The organism is Paenibacillus residui (genome assembly GCF_042677205.1).
Classification (GTDB): Bacteria; Bacillota; Bacilli; order Paenibacillales; family NBRC-103111; genus Paenibacillus_L; species Paenibacillus_L residui.
In genome coordinates, this window is the sequence record NZ_JBHTIU010000028.1 from 142,398 (window position 1) to 159,135 (window position 16,738).

General features: G+C 53.8%; 15 protein-coding genes and 1 riboswitch. Of the genes, 1 reads left to right on the plus strand and 14 read right to left on the minus strand.

All coding sequences use genetic code 11. The features are described 5' to 3' along the window. Positions 1-58: 58 nt before the first annotated feature. The 3 genes from ACFQ03_RS09250 to ACFQ03_RS09260 all read right to left on the minus strand — a co-directional run bounded on the left by ACFQ03_RS09250 (position 59) and on the right by ACFQ03_RS09260 (position 2,687). Positions 59-1,051: a small ribosomal subunit Rsm22 family protein gene (locus ACFQ03_RS09250; RefSeq protein ID WP_379287650.1), complete on the minus strand. Its 993-nt coding sequence runs from the start codon at positions 1,049-1,051 to the stop codon at positions 59-61. Further along, positions 1,038-1,205 (minus strand): hypothetical protein, encoded by a 168-nt coding sequence (locus ACFQ03_RS09255; protein WP_379287653.1) that lies wholly within the window; start codon positions 1,203-1,205, stop codon positions 1,038-1,040. The genes ACFQ03_RS09250 and ACFQ03_RS09255 overlap by 14 nt, the downstream gene beginning before the upstream one ends. 255 nt (positions 1,206-1,460) lie before the next feature. Next, positions 1,461-2,687, minus strand: coding sequence for an MFS transporter (locus tag ACFQ03_RS09260; RefSeq protein WP_379287656.1), 1,227 nt, complete (start codon positions 2,685-2,687; stop codon positions 1,461-1,463). Between the two features lie 213 nt (positions 2,688-2,900). On the opposite strand from ACFQ03_RS09260, the gene ACFQ03_RS09265 reads away from it, so the two are divergent. Continuing rightward, on the plus strand, positions 2,901-3,650 hold the full coding sequence (locus ACFQ03_RS09265) for a MerR family transcriptional regulator (RefSeq protein WP_144940244.1): 750 nt from the start codon (positions 2,901-2,903) through the stop codon (positions 3,648-3,650). Positions 3,651-3,722: 72 nt separating this feature from the next. Here the strand turns inward: ACFQ03_RS09265 and ACFQ03_RS09270 are convergent, their stop codons facing one another. The 11 genes from ACFQ03_RS09270 to ACFQ03_RS09320 form a co-directional block, all read right to left on the minus strand. Further along, positions 3,723-4,598 (minus strand): MBL fold metallo-hydrolase, encoded by an 876-nt coding sequence (locus ACFQ03_RS09270; protein WP_144940242.1) that lies wholly within the window; start codon positions 4,596-4,598, stop codon positions 3,723-3,725. 44 nt (positions 4,599-4,642) lie between these two features. Further along, positions 4,643-5,263, minus strand: coding sequence for a thiamine phosphate synthase (gene thiE, locus ACFQ03_RS09275; RefSeq protein ID WP_144940240.1), 621 nt, complete (start codon positions 5,261-5,263; stop codon positions 4,643-4,645). Further along, positions 5,264-6,034, minus strand: a complete 771-nt coding sequence (thiM, locus tag ACFQ03_RS09280; protein ID WP_379287659.1) for a hydroxyethylthiazole kinase — start codon at positions 6,032-6,034, stop codon at positions 5,264-5,266. Then, positions 6,031-6,837 carry a bifunctional hydroxymethylpyrimidine kinase/phosphomethylpyrimidine kinase gene (gene thiD, locus ACFQ03_RS09285; RefSeq protein WP_379287661.1) on the minus strand — a complete coding sequence of 269 codons (807 nt, stop codon included), beginning with the start codon at positions 6,835-6,837 and terminating at the stop codon, positions 6,031-6,033. The genes thiM and thiD overlap by 4 nt, the downstream gene beginning before the upstream one ends. Further along, on the minus strand, positions 6,834-7,526 hold the full coding sequence (gene tenA, locus ACFQ03_RS09290; RefSeq protein ID WP_379287663.1) for a thiaminase II: 693 nt from the start codon (positions 7,524-7,526) through the stop codon (positions 6,834-6,836). Before tenA ends, thiD begins: the two co-directional genes overlap by 4 nt. 204 nt (positions 7,527-7,730) lie before the next feature. Next, positions 7,731-7,841: riboswitch (TPP riboswitch) on the minus strand. Between the two features lie 65 nt (positions 7,842-7,906). Further along, the gene (locus tag ACFQ03_RS09295) at positions 7,907-8,848 is read right to left on the minus strand and encodes a carbohydrate ABC transporter permease (RefSeq protein ID WP_379287665.1); all 942 of its coding nucleotides are present in this window, start codon (positions 8,846-8,848) and stop codon (positions 7,907-7,909) included. Positions 8,849-8,941: 93 nt separating this feature from the next. Next, positions 8,942-9,838: a carbohydrate ABC transporter permease gene (locus tag ACFQ03_RS09300; RefSeq protein ID WP_379287667.1), complete on the minus strand. Its 897-nt coding sequence runs from the start codon at positions 9,836-9,838 to the stop codon at positions 8,942-8,944. Beyond that, a complete protein-coding gene (locus ACFQ03_RS09305; RefSeq protein WP_379287669.1) occupies positions 9,835-12,066 on the minus strand; it encodes a DUF5696 domain-containing protein in 2,232 nt (743 codons plus the stop codon). Before ACFQ03_RS09305 ends, ACFQ03_RS09300 begins: the two co-directional genes overlap by 4 nt. A gap of 24 nt (positions 12,067-12,090) precedes the next feature. Further along, the gene (locus ACFQ03_RS09310) at positions 12,091-14,136 is read right to left on the minus strand and encodes a YIP1 family protein (protein ID WP_379287671.1); all 2,046 of its coding nucleotides are present in this window, start codon (positions 14,134-14,136) and stop codon (positions 12,091-12,093) included. A 383-nt stretch (positions 14,137-14,519) separates the two neighbouring features. After that, positions 14,520-15,413, minus strand: a complete 894-nt coding sequence (locus ACFQ03_RS09315) for a carbohydrate ABC transporter permease (RefSeq protein WP_222126733.1) — start codon at positions 15,411-15,413, stop codon at positions 14,520-14,522. Positions 15,414-15,705: 292 nt separating this feature from the next. Continuing rightward, positions 15,706-16,647: a carbohydrate ABC transporter permease gene (locus ACFQ03_RS09320; protein ID WP_379287674.1), complete on the minus strand. Its 942-nt coding sequence runs from the start codon at positions 16,645-16,647 to the stop codon at positions 15,706-15,708. Between the last annotated feature and the right edge of the window lie 91 nt (positions 16,648-16,738).

Below are 16,738 nucleotides of genomic sequence, written 5' to 3' on the forward strand. Positions count from 1 at the left end.
CCTGAATCCTTGTAATACACCGTGATGCAGCCGTAACGCCCGCAAAAAGGCATGTGGCCTATTCTCTATCGTCCGGGCCTGGAACAGGCGAGCCCCAACGAAGATGGCGCGCCCTGCGGAACCGATCGCGGTCCTTGCGGGTGACGACCGTCTCATCCAGCCCTAGCGGGGTACAAAGCTCGAGCCGGATAAACCCTGTATGAACCTGGGGATGGCGGATGACTCTTCCTGGAATCGTCGTTCCGCCTGCCCGAGAAATGCAGATATAAGAAAATTTCTCGTCTTCATAGGCGAGTTCCCCCGCTTTGGCCAGACGATGAAGCCGCGAGCGCGATACCCTCGCCGCAAAATGGCACCAGTTCCGCCCGGACATAGGACATCGGTTCTCATGAGGGCATGGAGCTATAATCCGACCTCCCATAGACAGCAACAGCTCCCGAGCCTGCCGGATACGCGCAAACCCTGCCGGTGTGCCCGGCTCGATGATAACCAATGTGTGGGAGGTCGATTCCCAGAGCTTGCCGATGATAGCCTCGCAGTCGCTGGAAGGCATCTCTCCCAGCACATAAGACGCGATCACCAGATCATGCGCGCTGACGCCCCATCTCCCTCTGAGATCAAGCCTGCGCCAATGGGCTTCCCGAATTGCGGAGAAGGATGAATGGGCAGCCAAACGTCTGCCAAGATCAATCATGCCTTCCTCGCGTTCCATGAGCGTTATCCGGCTGATCAGCCCCGGCCATACAGCGGCCGCTGCCCACATAGCCGTACCCGGACCGGCCCCTATGTCCAATAAAGTATTGGGGGACCAGCCCGGAAGCCGTTCTTGAACCTCCCTTGCCGTCGAATATACCGCTGCAAAAGTGGCTGGAAGGCGAAATGCCGCATAAGCTTCCACATCCTCCTGTGATTGCAGAAACTTGCCGCTTCCCGAAGACAAGCCTGTGCGATAGCGGCTGGACAGCCTCGCCGCGGCGACCGCAAGCTGCTTGGATGAGCGCAGCGCGATCTCTACATCAATAGCCTGCCGTAAATCTCTAGGAAGCTCCATGTCCGGCCTCCCCTGAACTAGGGTTGGCTCCAGATCGGACCGGCACTGCCCGGCCAACCGCTACTGGATAAGTTTGCTTGCTCGCAGACCAAGGGACGCCGAGCCGCTCACCGTACCGGTTTAAATATGTCTCCGCTTGCTTATGGTTGAACAATAGGATACCCCTTTCAGATTCTGAGGGGGATCACAGTTTATAGGGCGAATGATGCGGTCCCCCCTCGAATGAGCCCCTGAACGACATATACACTGCTAACCATAAACATCGCCTCCCGAAAATAGTTCCTTTCAGAATAGCATATCCAGCCCGCTGTACACAGGGAAAGTATGATTATAGCCTATTTTTGCCTGCTCCGTTTACTCCTTCCTCGGGGTAGAAGCATTAAGAATCTTCTCCCCGCTTGCGTCATCGTTAGTTCTTGTCCGCTCCCAGTGTCTCGCTCTTAGTCCCCGGAAGCGGCAGGACGACTAACGTTCCGATGATAAATAACAGAGCTGCAGCAGAATACAGGACAATGAGCGGAAACATTTCCTTCAGAACCCCGGATAAACTCATCATAATCACCATAGAACCGGTCATAAGAGGGGTTCGGATGCCTGTTACCCGGCCTATGAACGATACGTCCGTATTTTGGATCACAAGCGAATGATTTCCGATAAAGATGGCGGGTTGAAACAGAGCGATGATAAGCTGGGCCAGCATAGCCAGCCATAGGACGCCGGATACCCCCATTAGGGCAATCCCTGCGGCGTTCATAACCAGACCAAGCACCAATAGCCTCTGCGGAGGAATACGGCCGGCCGCACCGAAGGCGAGGAAGCCTCCCGCCATTTCTCCAAGGCCATACGGTATCAACAGCCATTGCAGGTACTCCGGAGACAATCCGAGCCTTTCGGTCACGACAAAAATTCCGAGAGGCGAGATTAATCCGACTCCGAGACCAACCGCCACAAAACTGATACTGAGCAATCTAAGCACCGGCCTCGACAACACATAACGGATTCCGTCGGACATTTCCTTCCACAGGGAGGTCTTCCCTTTCGCGGCGCTGCCCGCTTCGGGATCAGGCGGAATGAAGGCCATAGCGGCGGCAGACAGCAGGAACGAGAAGCCCGTCATGGCGATTGCGGCAGCCATGCCCAGGTTTTGATATACAACGGTGCCCAGCATCGGCCCCACAATCATAAAGACAGAGATCATCGTCTGCAGCAAGGACATGCTCGCTTGGGCCTGATCTTCCGGCACATGGATTTTAAACAGCTTCATACCGGACGGTTGGGCAAATTGCGACAGAATGGAGGAACACAATGTGGTGAAAAATACGGCCGGCCACGCGCCCAGTTCGAAGGAAGCCAGAACGGCAAATACCGATAGGGCGCTGAGAAGATCGCACCAAATAACCGTTCTTCTTGGTCGCCAACGGTCCGCGAATACACCCCCCAAGAACGAGAATATGAAGATAGGCGCGTACTCGGCCACAGAGATCATGGAAACAGCCAGAGCGTTTCCTCCGGTTTGCTCCATAACAAATAACAGGACGGATAGATTCCGAATCCAGATGCCGATCTGCGAGAACAATCCGGACACCATAACGGCCCGGACATATCGGCTGCGAAGAGCCTCACGGGGAGATGACATTTTCCCTACTTCTCCTTTCAAGGTGAATATTATTCGGAATTCCGAGGCTCATTGTAGGGCCTCCTCTCAGAGGAGAGTCAACGGGGTTGAAAGTATTTCGAAGGGAAAATTTTCTTCCGTGTATTCTTCAGTTACAAAGGCAATTAAACGGAATAAGGATTGACTCTGACCCAAGGGGAGGCTTTACAATGCTTGTGGAAGGAGGTAAGGCGGATGGGATACACCGTCAAAGAAGTTGCCGAGATGACCCATGTTACGGTCAAGGCACTGCATTATTACCATAAGATCGGTCTTCTGTACCCCGGAGAGGTGACGGATGCGGGCTATCGACTGTATGGAAAGAAGGAATTGGAGCGGCTGCAGCAAATTCTGTTTTACCGGGAATTGGACTTCCCGCTGCAGCAAATCAAAGACCTGCTGGAAAGCGGTCAAGACCGGTTATCCGTCCTGTCGGATCAGCGCCGGCTTCTTCTTGCCCGCAAGAGAAGACTGGAGGATTTGATTCATACTTTGGAGGAAACGATTCGCAGTACCGAGGAAGGAGAGCCTATGGATACCCAATCTATGTTTAGAGGCTTCGACAGTGAAGAAGAATGGAAGGAAGCTCTGCACGAACAAAGCGAATACTTGAAGGAAAAGTACAACTACGACCTGGAAGCCGGGCCCATCCAACCGGAGGAGTTGAACGAGCAGGCCAAGGAGGCCGTACGCTTTATGAACGGGATGGCGGAGTTCCTTAGGAGCGGGGTGAAATTCGACGACGCAAAAGTGATGAAGCATCTGCGCACACATCTTGATTTTCTGAACCGGCACGGACATTCCATCAATGAAGCGGAATTTGCCGCGCAGGCCCGGTTTTTCGTCCAAGACGATTTCCACCGGGGTATGCTGGAAGCCGAGCAAACCGGCTTGTCCTATTATTTGTGCATGGCGGCCGAAGCCCAGGCTTCAGCGGCTCCCTGAGGCGCACCCAAGGGGTCTCCCCCATCCCTAAGACGGGAGGAAGGATGACGGCAGCGATCTGTTTTCCATAATCTATTGGCCTGCCCGACCTTTGCCCAGAACATATCGTTCATATACTCCGGGGTCGTGAGAAGGCAGGATGGTCAGACCGCTGTTCTCCTTCTCCAAATCGTGCAGCAGCGCAAATTGACTTAGATATTGCGAATAATCGTAATGCGCTATCCGGCTGATCCGGCTTCCGGCCAGCCTGTCACGATAATTGTCCTGCATGTAGACCGCATCCGCGCAGAGCAGGACTCTTCCCTGCCGGGTATGATTGATCAGCAGGCCCATCTGTCCGACGGAATGGCCCGGCAGCGGGACAAGCACAAGCGATTCGTCGCCCAACAGATCCACAGCCTGTGGCAAAGGACCGTATCCGGAGGAAGAATCGAAATCGATCAGTCTGACCCGATTCGGATCGATTTGGTTAAAGAGAGAGGAAAGATAGGCGTGGGGAAACAGCCTTAAGGGGGACCGCCCCTGCGTAAATTCCCATTCCACCTTGTTGACTATAATTTGAGAACGGGGGAAATCATGGATTCCCCCCGTATGATCCACATGCATATGGGACAAGATGACCGTCACCTCATCCGGCTCAACCCCCATCGCCTGCAATTGAACCAGAGCGTGCTCCTGTTCCGTAATGCGAACCGGCGTCGCCAAACGCATCAATCGGTATGGAACGAGGCGGGTTGCTTCCCGGAAACGCGTGGAATAGCCGGTATCGAACAGAAAATAACCGTTCTTCGGATGCCGGATAAGAAAGAATAATGCCGGCCCCCAGATTTGTTGCCGGGGGCGCTCTTTATGCAGCATGTTTAGGGACGCCCGGTAAAATCCGGCGTTCAGGACCGTCAGCTCGCATTGCGGTGCATCTGCCGATACTTCGGGCAATTTCATAGACATTGGACGGGTTCCTTTCTTCATTCACAAGTAAAACGTTGTGGTATTTATAAACGTGCGACCGTTTCCCGGATATTGCCGGACTTCGTAATGGCGGAGACGACGGCAACGCCGTCAGCCCCTGCATCCAGTGAAAGGCGGGCATTGTCCGGTGTGATGCCGCCGATAGCGACCATCGGCATTTCCGGCAGAAAAGCGCGCAGCTCCCGGATCCAGGCGGTGCCGACGGGCTCTTTGGCATCGATTTTCGTTGCCGTGCGGTATACGGGCCCTGCCCCGACGTAATCGGCACAGGCCATCGAAGGCCGACTGGCCTCCTCGATATTCGTCACGGACAGCCCGATGATCGTATCGGGAAAGCGCGCGCGGATCGTGTCTGTTCGTTCATCCTGCTGTCCGACATGAATACCGTCGGCTTGAAGCGGCTCGATCAGTTCCACGTCATTGTTTATGATAAATAAAATACCATATTCGGAACAAATTTTGCGCAGTTTTTTGCCGAGCTCCAGCTTTGCGCTGCCGGACAGCGAACCGGGGCCCTTCTCGCGGAATTGAAAAGCGGTAATGCCCGCTTTCGCCGCCTCCAGCAATATTTCCTCGGGGCTTCGTGTGCAATCCTGGCTCCCCATAATAAAATATTTGCGAAGCTGCGCACGTTGAATTCTCATTTATTTCCCCTCCAAATCTTTAATGTCGTAGGACAGAGCGTCAAGAAAAGCGGGCAGGAACGTACCGGGACCGCGTACTTCGGGACGGGCTGCCGCATACTCCGCCGCCAGCCCGTAGAAGGATACGGCCGTATAGGCTTGCTCCAGGGCATCGGCATCGGTCGTCAGGCAGGCGGCCAGAATCGAGCCTAGCAAACAGCCGCCGCCCGTTATTTTGGTCAACAGCGGATGGCCGGTTTCATTAACGAGCAGCTTGTCCTCACTCGCGATATAATCGGTTTCCCCCGTAACGACCGCTATCGTGCTGTAACGCTTCGCCACTTCCCCGGCCACTGCCGCCGCATCGCCGCCGCCTATGGAATCGACGCCGCGGGTTTCCCACGGAATATCGGCCAGATAAGCCATTTCCCCGGCATTGCCCTTGACCGCGGCCAGCTTCACCTCCTGCAGTATCTCCCGCCCCGCTTCTTTAGTGAAGGCCGAGCAAGCAATCGCCACCGGATCAAGGACGACGGGGATCCCTTTTTGATTCGCGGCTTTACCTGCTTTGACCAATGCCGGCACTTCATCGCGAGAGAGTGTGCCTAAATTGATCAGAACCCCGTCGGATGCCGCTGCCAGCGGTTCCGCCACTTCTATATATTTGGCCATGGCGGGCGTACCGCCGAAAGCGAGCAGCCCGTTGGCGCTGAAATTCATGACCACCTGATTGGTCAGGTGATAGATAAACGGCACTTGTCGGCGAACTTGATCGATAATCGACTGATTCATGCTTGGCTGCCTCCGATCCGCGGCGCCCAATGATTCGTCGGGCCATTGCCTTTCCCAAGCGGCAAGGAATGGCGGATGGCCGCGGTAATATAGTCTTTGGCCTTACGTGCGGCCTCATATAAAGGAAGCCCCTGCGCCAAATAGGCGGTAATCGCGGCCGATAACGTACAACCGGTACCGTGCGTGTTGGTCGTCTCGATTCTATCCGCAGACAGAGCGTACAGCTTTTCCCCGTCGTATAGAATATCTACAGCTTCTCCGCGTAAATGTCCGCCTTTGACAAGCGCGGCTCCGGCCCCGTACAGGTTAACGAGCGCTACGGCCGCTTCCTCCATATCCGCTGTCGTTGTAATCGTACCGCCGGTCAAGCTCTCCGCCTCCGGTATATTCGGAGTGACGATGCTGGCGAGCGGCAGGAGCCTGTCCCTCAAGAAGGCGCGCGCATCCGGATCAATGAGCGCATCCCCGCTTGTCGCTATCATGACGGGGTCCAGCACATAAGGGGCTTTAATTTCCGGAATCTTCCTTGTCAACAATTCCATCATGTCCAAGCTGGCAATCATGCCTGTTTTAAAAGCGTGAACCGGTATATCCTCTGTAACGGAATCCAGTTGACGACCGATGAAAGCCGTCGAATGATGGACGACATCCTGGACTCCGGTCGTATTCTGCGCGAGAACGGAAGTAATGACGGACATTCCGTACACCTGCAGTTCTTGAAATGTTTTCAGATCGGCCTGGATACCGGCGCCGCCCGTCGGGTCCGTTCCGGCAATGGTGAGAGCACAAGGAACACGCTTCATGGCGCAGTCACTCCAATGTTTCCGGCGGGCCATGTTTCGCAAGTCAGGGACATTTCCCAGAAGCAGAGCTCGAGCTGGCAGCTTTTTCGAAAGGCGTCGCGCATCCGGTTTTTCTCGGCTTCCGAGGCTTCTTCGGCACAAGCATCGAGCCGCTTGCACAAGGTTTCGGTGAGTGCTTCTATTCCCGAGTCGGCATAGAAAGTAATCCAGCGATAAAAAGGATGGTTCGCTTGAGGCTTATATTTCTCCATGAGCACCTTGCCGATTTCCAAATAGGTCCATGGGCACGGCAAGAGAGCGGCGTAGATTTCCCCGAGTGAACCGGTATAGGCATGATACATCATATGCTTCACATAATGATCCGCAGTTGGCGGGAGTGGATGACCCTGCAATTCCTTATAGGAAACGCCGATATAGTCGCACAAATTCATATGCGGGCCGGTTTCCGAGTGTAAGGTAAAGCCTACCTGTTCATGGAAAAAGGCAATATCGCTGCGAGTATCCGACTTGGACATGGCAATCGCATAGATTTTCATAAATGCGTTCAAATATTCAAAATCGGCTTTTACATAATGCATGACCGCTTCTTTGGCAATATCTCCGCGGCCGATCCCTTCTACAAACGGATGATGGAAAATCATTTCGAACAAATCCTGGTTGGTTTCCCGTAATTGTTGAGTAAAAGTCATTGGAACCGCCTCCTTGAATGTTGAAAATCAATAGAATTGCATAGAATCGCTTGCAAGTTCAGCCGAATGGGCTGCAAATTGGCTGGATGGAGAAGGAACCTCCTTTCTTCATGGGGGGGAGAGGGAATCGGATAAATAAAAAAGAACCGATTCATGGCATTCATGAACCCGGTTCTTGGTCTGCGGAAATAATAGGGTATACAAATACCCTAGTGACTACTTCCCTCCGCTGGTACTAACCAGATCAGGTTCATAAGAGTTGGAAGCTATCTGCGTTCCTCTCAGCCCGAATATAGGGCACCCCTAGTAGTTTGAATAATGTATTAAATTGCAAGCAAATTTATATTAACATATCTGGAATAGACTGTCATCCAACATTTTCATCCTACAATTCCGGAGCGTTCGATACTCTTCATAAAGTAACGCTGAATTTCGAGATAGAGAATCAGGATTGGAAGGATGACAAGGACACATCCGGCCATCGTTGTCGCCTGGCCCACATTGGCGCTGGCCGTCCCTCCCGACATCGAGTTCAGCGACTGCCCGAGGAAGGGCAGCATCATCGGCAGAGTAAATTTATCACGGTCGACCAGGAAGATGGCCGGCTCGAAGAAATCGTTCCAGTGCCAGACCACTGAAAGGATCGCCGATACGAGTAAAGGCGGGATGGAAACCGGCAGCACGATACGGACGAAGGTTCGCAGCGATCCGCAGCCGTCCACCCGGGCCGCATCCTCCAGCTCATGGGGCAAGCCGCGGAAAAACTGGCGGAAGATGAAGATAAACAAGGCCCCGCGCAGTCCGTTAGCGAAGAAGCTCGGCACAACCATGGGCAGAATCGTATTGATCCAGTTCAATTCCTTGTATTGAATAAACATCGGCACGATGATCGTTTGCGGAGGCACTATCATGGTAAACATAGCGAGCGCGAACAACAGCTCCCTGCCCGGGAAGCGGAAGCGGGCGAAGCCGTAGCCGACTACCGCGCAGGACAGCATCTGGCCGGTCACGGTGAGCAGCGTCAGGACGACCGTGTTTTTCAGATAGGGCAAATAATTAAGAGCCGCGTAGGCGTCGAAATATCCCTTCACACTGAACTGCTTCGGAATCCAGTATACCGTCGGATCGACCAGATCGCCCGGGGATTTGAACGAGGTCGAGATCATGAAGAGAAACGGATACAGGAACACGAACGACAGCCCGATCAGAAAGAGATAGATGAACAGCCGGTAGATGCGATATGCGATTTTCCACCTGCGAATCCCTTCCGCGGCCAAAGCCATTCTTGCCCCGATACTCGGGCGGGTACGAACAGTCTGCATCGTTAAACCTCCTCCTTATGCTTCCGCATGTAGCCGCATAGACTGGGATGGCTTCCGACATGCCGTTGAAGCAAGCGCGCCGCCCACTCTGTGTTACCTGTCCCCTGCGTAAAATACGCTCTTGCGGGTCAAGGTGAAGATCAGCACAATCAGCAGAAATACGAACACGAAATAAATCCAGCCGAGCGCCGCGGCATAACCGAACTCAATATCGGTGAACGCCACCTTCTGGATATAGCGCATAACGTTATTGCGCATGTCCGTGAACGAGTCCACCAGCGTGAAAATTCCGTTGAGAAGCAGCAGCGGGGTCATGAGCGGAAACGTAATTTTCCAGAACATTTCCCAAGGAGTGGCGCCGTCGCATTTCGCCGATTCATACAGCGAATCCGAAATTCCCTGCAGTCCGGCCAGAAAGAGCAGAATCTGGATTCCCGTCTTCCAGAAAATGATCGTCAGTCTGCCCATGATGTCGGACAGCGTCTTGACCAAATCATTCGGCAGGTACATAGCGATGGCTTCGGGCACCGCAAGCCCGTTGGCAACGCCTTCGCGCATCATTTCCGTCGGATCCTTCACCGCATCCAGCCCGCCTATCCCCTGGCCCAGAAGCTGCTGCATCACGAAGCCCGAGCCGATCAGCACCGGCAGGAAGAAGGCTCCGCGGAAGAACATCCGGCCTACGGTTTCCTGGTTTAATAAAGTGGCGATGAAGAAGGAAAAGACAAGGATGAGCGGAATCTCAACGATGGCATCCTGAATAGCCTTATAAAAGAACGGGATAAACTGCGTGTCCTTCAAAATCGCTTTCGAATAGTTGTCCCAGCCGACGAAGGTCATCTGCAAATCAGCCACCGCCTGAATTTCACGAAAGCTCATATAGAGGGACTTGATCAGCGGATAGACGAGGAAGGCGGCAAAGCCGACCAGCCACGGGGAGATGAAGAGAAGCCCGCTGATCCTCTTTCTTCTTTCCAGGCCCAGCTTCATTCCCCCACCTCCTTGGTCAAAACAGCGTAATCCAGCGGTTTAACCGTCGTCCCTTCCGTCTCATAAGGAATAGAGCCATAATTGACGATTACCCTCGTTCCATCCTCGTAACCCGTCTCGTATACATTCCGTTCCAGCTTGCGATGAGAGGTCATCGCGAGCCCCCAGGTATGCCCGAGCCTCTCGTTCAGCTCCCGGTACTGCTCGATGATGACCGGAGCCCATTGCCCGAAGGCAGAGCTGAACAGCTTGCGGTATTCCGTGAAGCGAAGCTCCTCCGGCTCCTGCCAGGTCAATTCGTAGAGAAGCATACTTCCGTATTCCACCCATCTAAGGAATCCCTGCCGCTGATCGTGATGGATATTGAGCGGGATGTCGCCGCTGTACGGAATGCTGCCATGGACAATCATCGGGTAGAAAGGAACGGCCTCGTCTGTGAAGACGTAGCGGGAGTCCTCCAGCGGAAGATCCGACAACCGGTCCGCCAGGTGAAGAACATATTGATTTCCGCCGTGAACCGCCGCCTTCCCGTTCATCTCCCGGGATTCCCGAAGCATGGAGAGCCACTGCCCGACGGTTCCTTCCCTGGTCAGAGGGTTCCATTCGCTGTGATCGGCAACAGCCAAATCCCCATAAGCTTCAAAATCGATTCCGCTCGCTCCGTATCCGGACAAAGTCTGCTTATGACCGGAGTCAAAGCGGCTTGCCGCTGTCACTGCATTCAGCAGCAGCGAATCTCCGTAATAGTTCTGCAGCGGCAGCCTGCCCGGGTCCTTCATGACCGCCGACATCTTCCTCACGCCCAGATTATCCGCGTTAGCATGAACATTGTTGAAATTCAGAAACAGCTCCAGGCCGTTCTCCTTCATCGTTCGGGCGAGCCGCTTCAGCCCGGAGGCACCGCCCAGCTCGCCGGCAGCAGCGGTTCTGTCCGGAAAATCCCCGTATCCTCCTGTCATCCACCCCTTGACAATGACGCTCATCTCCTCCACCCCGGCTGATTTCAACTGCTGAACAATATTTTCCGCCTGCTCGAAGGTCGTAGCCTGCACGAAGCGGTCCTTCAGCACCCGTTCCTCCTTCACGCCCATAAACAGGTTCAGGGCGAGAGGAATCGTCCGTTTGTTCTTCTCTATCGTTCTGTGAAGCTTGCCCGACTGGATAAGATACTCCCGATAAATTTGGGCCATATTCGAATATTCCGCCCTGCCCTTCGGCAGAAAGTGATAAACGACCTGATGATCGAAAGCCCGCATCCCGGTTTCTACCCTTCTGGCGTATTCCCCTTTGCGGATCGCTGCGGAATATTCGCGCCGGTAGAGGAATTCCGCGGAAACGCGGTTCACATTGACCAGGTAACCGCTTGGAGCGTAGTGAATCTTCGATTCAAACTCTCCATCCGTGATATAAGCCACGAATCCTCTGCCGTTCTTATGGACTCCGAATACCGGTAAATAAGCGTTCTCCGCGCGTTGTCCGTTCCTCTCGAATATATCCTCGGAGCCGTAGACAAGCGCAGAATACTTTTCCCTGTATTGGGGATGGCTTTCCTTGAAATAGGAGATCGCTCCGCTGCCATCCGGATAGAACATATACCCCTTATCCCGATCGGAAGCCGCTCCCAGATTGGGAACCGGCTCGATGGAGACAAGGGCGTAATTCCCTTGCTCGCGGATTTCCGTAACCGGTACGGAGACGACCAGACGGTCCTCATCAAGCGTGAACTCGATCGCGAACTGCAGGCCGAGATTGTCAAACTGATACGTAACCCGGATTCCGTTGTCCACTGCTTCTTTCCCGATCCTGGGCGAGCTGGAAATCAGGTTGGAACTAACCACCTCATGGGTGGGGCGTCCAATATCGGCATAGGAGAAATTGAACGGCGACTTCAGACTGTCCTTAAGGAGCTGACTCCCGCCCGCCTCTTCGTCGGAAACATCGGAAGCCGACAGCCATACCGCGCCTGTTTCTTTGTCCTCAACGGCAATAGAGGAGGTAAGCGGTTCGTAGTACAGCGACAACCGCCGGTTCTCCGCCACTTTCTCATAGACGGAAAGATCGCCCAGCTTATCGAGAACCGCTCTCGGGAAATCGGCATTCTGCTGGCCGGCCCCATCCCCCATGACCCCTTGCTCCACCATATAATTCTCCAAAGCATATATGAAAAATGTCAGCAGCCCAAGCACAACGGCCCAGGAGATCCATCGCAGCACACGTCGAGGCGTCAAGCTGTCCCCCCCTCCTTTCCTGCGTTACTGGCTTCGGATGTAAAGCTCCAGGAAGAGCTCCTTCGCAAATTTGAATATGTGATTCATCAGCACATAAAACAGTGTGGCGGCGACCAGCAGTGCGAGCATGGCGAACAAGGTTACCAGCATCACACGTATCGTTTGGCCGACTGAATAATCATTCATCTCCCTGAATTGAATCAGAAACAGCCAGCCGGTCCAGATCCATATACACACCCGCAAGCCTTCGTAAATCGCTTTCTCATCCAGGGATAAAATGCTGGTGAGCAGAGTGGTCAGCACGGTCCCCACTATCATCGGAATCATGGCATAAGCGGAAGCGACCGCTATCTGTTTAAGCTTCGATTCCCCGTCCATTATGGAGGTGATTGCCCATCCCGATACCATCCAGGCAAGCAGCGGGACGATAATCTTGGACGTTTCCAGCCACAGGTTGGCAAATTCGGGACGCGTTCCCGCATAATGAAACCCGGTAAAATAGATTTCAAAAAAACGGGCGGCCACAAGCATCAATATAAGGAGGATAGCCGGACTCCAACGGGGGCGGCTCTGAATCCGGGAGAAGGCCTCCGATGGGGAGAAGAGCACCATGACCGCGTGATCCCATGCCGGAACGGAGGAAGGGGCAAATTCCACCTTCCTGGCATAACGCCCCAGTCGGATGACGGCCATGTACAAGCCGGCCAAGAGCAAGCCTGAAGCAAGAACCAGCCAGCCGAATTGCTGTCTCATCAGCATGTGGCGATATTCCTGGAACGCTTTCGAATAATTCGCCTTGTCTTCGCCCAAGCGGAAGTGCTTCATCGCCTCCTGCCATTTTCCTTGCTTGAAGAGCGCCTTCCCCACCCCGCGGTGAGCCAGATTATAATTGGAATGAATCGCCAGCACCTCCTGCCACGGACTCATCGCCTCCTCATAACGGCCTTCGTGGAACAGCCGGCTTCCTTCGTGAACCAGACTTGCGAAATGGTTGGTGCGAAATACTTGAATCTCCCCCCTGCCGCGGTCGAGCACATACAGGAGTCCTTCGGAATCGACGGCAATGCTGACCGGTTCCTGGAAGAAGCCGGTTTGCGAACCGCTGCCGCCAAATACGAGGAGATTGTTGCCCTCCTGATCGTATTGATAAACCTTGCGCTGATTCGAATCGACCACGCTCAGAATCCCGCTGCGATCCACTGCTACGTCGACCAAATTGGCGGAGGTGAAGATTCCGTTCTTCCCGCTGTATTCTCCATACCGGGCGGCCGGATAAGTGTTGATGCCGACGAAGTTGAACTGCTTCAATTCGTCGGAATCGGTATTTTCAATGACCGTGTACAGACGGCCTTCCTCAGGGTCGATCGTCACGTTGCGATGATTGGGGGGCACTTTCTTCCCCAGAGCCTCCCTCTGCTCCCTGGTGGCCAATTCCCGCAGAATCCAATCCCGCAGATTAAACTTCAGCTTGTTTGGAGCCAGATAGCCTTGAAAACCGTTGGTGCCGTCAATCACCAGCAGTCCATGATAATCATTGCCGCTCTGCACGTACAGATTCCCCCCCGGATCAATGACGAACTTGACCGGGGCGAAAGGAAAATCCGGGTCGATCAGCTCCGATTCCGGAGCCACAAACTCCTCGACAAGCTCACCCTCCGGCGTCAGATGCACGATTCTGGAATTGCCCGAATCCGCAATATAGACGTCTCCATCCCGCTCCACAAATACCCCTCTTGGAGACATCAACTCCAGCCCGTCCTCCTCCGTTCCGAATACCCGCAGGATTTGGCCGAGCTTATCCATCACGACCACCCGGTTGTTATCCGTGTCCGCTATATACAGACGGTCGGCAGCATCGATGAACAGATCCTCGGGGTTCTTGAGCATCCCGTAATGATAATCTCCGATCAGCACCCTTTCCACGGAATAACCGAGAGGGGTAGGGATTTTGTATCCTTCCTTGTCGATCACATAGCTCTCGGCCGGCTCTGCAAATACCGGGAAGCTCTGAGCCACTCCAAGCACGAAGACGGCCAGCGCGATTCCGAGCCTTCGCATCCACTTGTTCACCCGATCCCTCCTCCTCCGTGTAATATTGAACACTACGCGCCAAAATTTAGACTATCCTCCACTGTAATCGTGTAACGGATCTGAAAGACCCTATTTCGACAAAATAGGCGTTTTTTTCAGACTGACGGACCTAAACGCCCTTATTTCATTGAAATCCTCATACTTTCGCCTGCATTTCTTGGAATAAGGTCATCCGATTCCGTTAAAACGACCGAAAGGCCCTTTTGGAGCGAATAAGGTCTCTGGGGTCCGTTAAAACCAAACCGCGCACATGATCTTTGGTTTTTGGTTGTATACCCTAAATCGACAGTCTACTCCGGGTCCGTTAAAGCTGCCGGAAGGCCTTTCCAGACCGATTAAGGTCTATCGTGTCCTATACGCCTCTATGACTTGATGCCGGAATGGGCCATCGTATCCATTACCTGCCGCTGCAGGATGACAAACAAAATGATCGTCGGTATCGTTGTGACGAACGCCCCGGCCGCCGCCGCCCCCATCCGTCCGACGGTTCCGTTGGACACGCCGGCCATAGCCAGCGGCAAAGTTTTCATCGCTTCACTGGTCGTATAAATCAGCGGAGTGAAGAAATCGTTCCAATTTGCTATAAAGGTAAAGATGACGACGGTTATCCACGCCGGCTTGACCATAGGCATAACTACCTTCCAGAACGAGGTCCATTCATTCGCTCCGTCCACCCTGGCCGCCTCCAGCGTAGCTTCGGGAATTTGGTCCATAAACTGCTTCATGAGAAAAAAGTTATACGGAACAGCCAGCTTCGGCAGGATGAGCGCCCAATAGCTGTCGATCAAATCCAGATTGGAGATGACGAAATAGGTCGGAATTTGCGTTACCTGGGGCGAGAACATCAGTGCAGAAATAATCAAAGCAAACAAGAAGCCGGTCCCCGGCAATTTATATTTTGATACAATGAAGGCGCCCATCGAACAGATCACGACGCTGCCCAAGACGGTGGCCACGGTGGTCAAGACGCTGTTGAACACATAGCGGGTGAAGGGCACCAGCATTCCGTCCGTAGCGATAAACAGGTCGCTGAAGTTCTTCAGCGTCGGCTTCATTACCCAAAACCGGGGCGGATACATGAACAGCTCGTCGAGCGGCTTGAAAGCTGTGGAGATGACATAAACAATCGGGGCAGAGGTCAGGACGACCAGCACCAGCATGACCAGATGCAGAACGACCCGGCCCGGCTTGACCATGCGGACTCGGCGCAGCTTACGCCACATAGGTTTGACCCATTGTCGGGTTATTGCCGTCAAAGCAGGTTCCCCCCCTTCGGTTTGGACTTCGGCCCCGGCATTCTCCGAATCAGATCCGGATTAAAGCACAATCGTGATTGCCTTCTGCTTTCTCGATGAATCATGGCGTAAACGAGGCTGCTCACAGTCAGTGAAGCGTTGCGCCAATGACACTGCTGACCATCGATAGAAGCGTCGCACCAATGACACCACCGATCATCGATGAAGCGTCGCACCAATGACACGGCTGACCATCGATGAAGCGTTGCATGAATGGTGATGCTGACCCCTCGTAAAATCATCTCATGTTCGATCACTGATCCTTCGAAGACAGCAGCCTCATACAGATCCGCCCGAGAGTGAGCGTGAACAGAAACAGCACTACGGCGATTGCCGAGGAATAGCCCAAGTCAAAACGGATAAAGGCATAATCGTATAAATGAGCGACAATCGTATGCGCCGCATAATTCGGGCTGGGCATTCCGGTCAGCACCGTGGCGATATCGAAGACGGCGAAGGAGCTGACAATCGCGTTCACGGCTCCAAACAATAGCTGCGGCTTCATCATCGGCAGCGTAAGCAGCCGCATCTCCTGGAATTTACTGCGTATTCCGTCGATTGCCCCGGCTTCGTATATATCCGTCGGCACATTGCGCAAGCCGGCGAGGAAGACGAGGAAGCCCGCTCCCATGCTCATCCAGAGCGACACGAACATGACGACATAGAGCATCGTCTCCGGATTGCCGAGCCAGATGATCGGCCGCTCCAGCAATCTGTTATGAATGAGCAAGTTATTGATCAGGCCGTAGCGGTCGCCGGAGAAAATATAGAGCCAGACGACGGATAAAGCTACAGAGCTCGTGATCGACGGAGCATAGAAAGCAAGGGCGAAGCCGTTGCTGAACCGCAGATTATGAATGATCCAGGCGAAGAAGAAGGACAGAAAGTAGCTAAGCGGACCGGTGACGACGGCAAAAGCCAGCGTATTCTTCACCGCCGTCAGGAAAATATCGTCCTCCAGAAAAAGCAGCTCATAATTGGTGAGTCCGACCCAGCGCGCAGGCTGGAGCATATTGTAGTAGCTGAAGCTTAATCCGATGGACCACAACACCGGGATCACAATAAAGAGAGTGAACAAGAGAACAAACGGAGCCAGCATCAAATACTGCAGCTTATGCTTGTGAAAATGGGAAAGCCTTTTCCTTTTGCCAAGCGGCATACCGGTCTCGCTGACGACTGCGGTTTTTCCCGTCACCTGACCCCTCCTTCCTGATACACCGGCCGGCCAATCAGAGTGAAGTCTGGTTCGCCGGCCTTCATCATCGGGCTCCGCTTCCTCGATGATC

What these genes read in the sequence shown, in the direction of transcription:
- ACFQ03_RS09250 (WP_379287650.1), bottom strand. Translation starts at nt 1,051, where the DNA reads ATGGAGCTTCCTAGAGATTTACGGCAGGCTATTGATGTAGAGATCGCG.
- ACFQ03_RS09260 (WP_379287656.1), bottom strand. Translation starts at nt 2,687, where the DNA reads ATGTCATCTCCCCGTGAGGCTCTTCGCAGCCGATATGTCCGGGCCGTT.
- ACFQ03_RS09265 (WP_144940244.1), top strand. Translation starts at nt 2,901, where the DNA reads ATGGGATACACCGTCAAAGAAGTTGCCGAGATGACCCATGTTACGGTC.
- ACFQ03_RS09270 (WP_144940242.1), bottom strand. Translation starts at nt 4,598, where the DNA reads ATGTCTATGAAATTGCCCGAAGTATCGGCAGATGCACCGCAATGCGAG.
- thiE (WP_144940240.1), bottom strand. Translation starts at nt 5,263, where the DNA reads ATGAGAATTCAACGTGCGCAGCTTCGCAAATATTTTATTATGGGGAGC.
- thiM (WP_379287659.1), bottom strand. Translation starts at nt 6,034, where the DNA reads ATGAATCAGTCGATTATCGATCAAGTTCGCCGACAAGTGCCGTTTATC.
- thiD (WP_379287661.1), bottom strand. Translation starts at nt 6,837, where the DNA reads ATGAAGCGTGTTCCTTGTGCTCTCACCATTGCCGGAACGGACCCGACG.
- tenA (WP_379287663.1), bottom strand. Translation starts at nt 7,526, where the DNA reads ATGACTTTTACTCAACAATTACGGGAAACCAACCAGGATTTGTTCGAA.
- ACFQ03_RS09295 (WP_379287665.1), bottom strand. Translation starts at nt 8,848, where the DNA reads ATGCAGACTGTTCGTACCCGCCCGAGTATCGGGGCAAGAATGGCTTTG.
- ACFQ03_RS09300 (WP_379287667.1), bottom strand. Translation starts at nt 9,838, where the DNA reads ATGAAGCTGGGCCTGGAAAGAAGAAAGAGGATCAGCGGGCTTCTCTTC.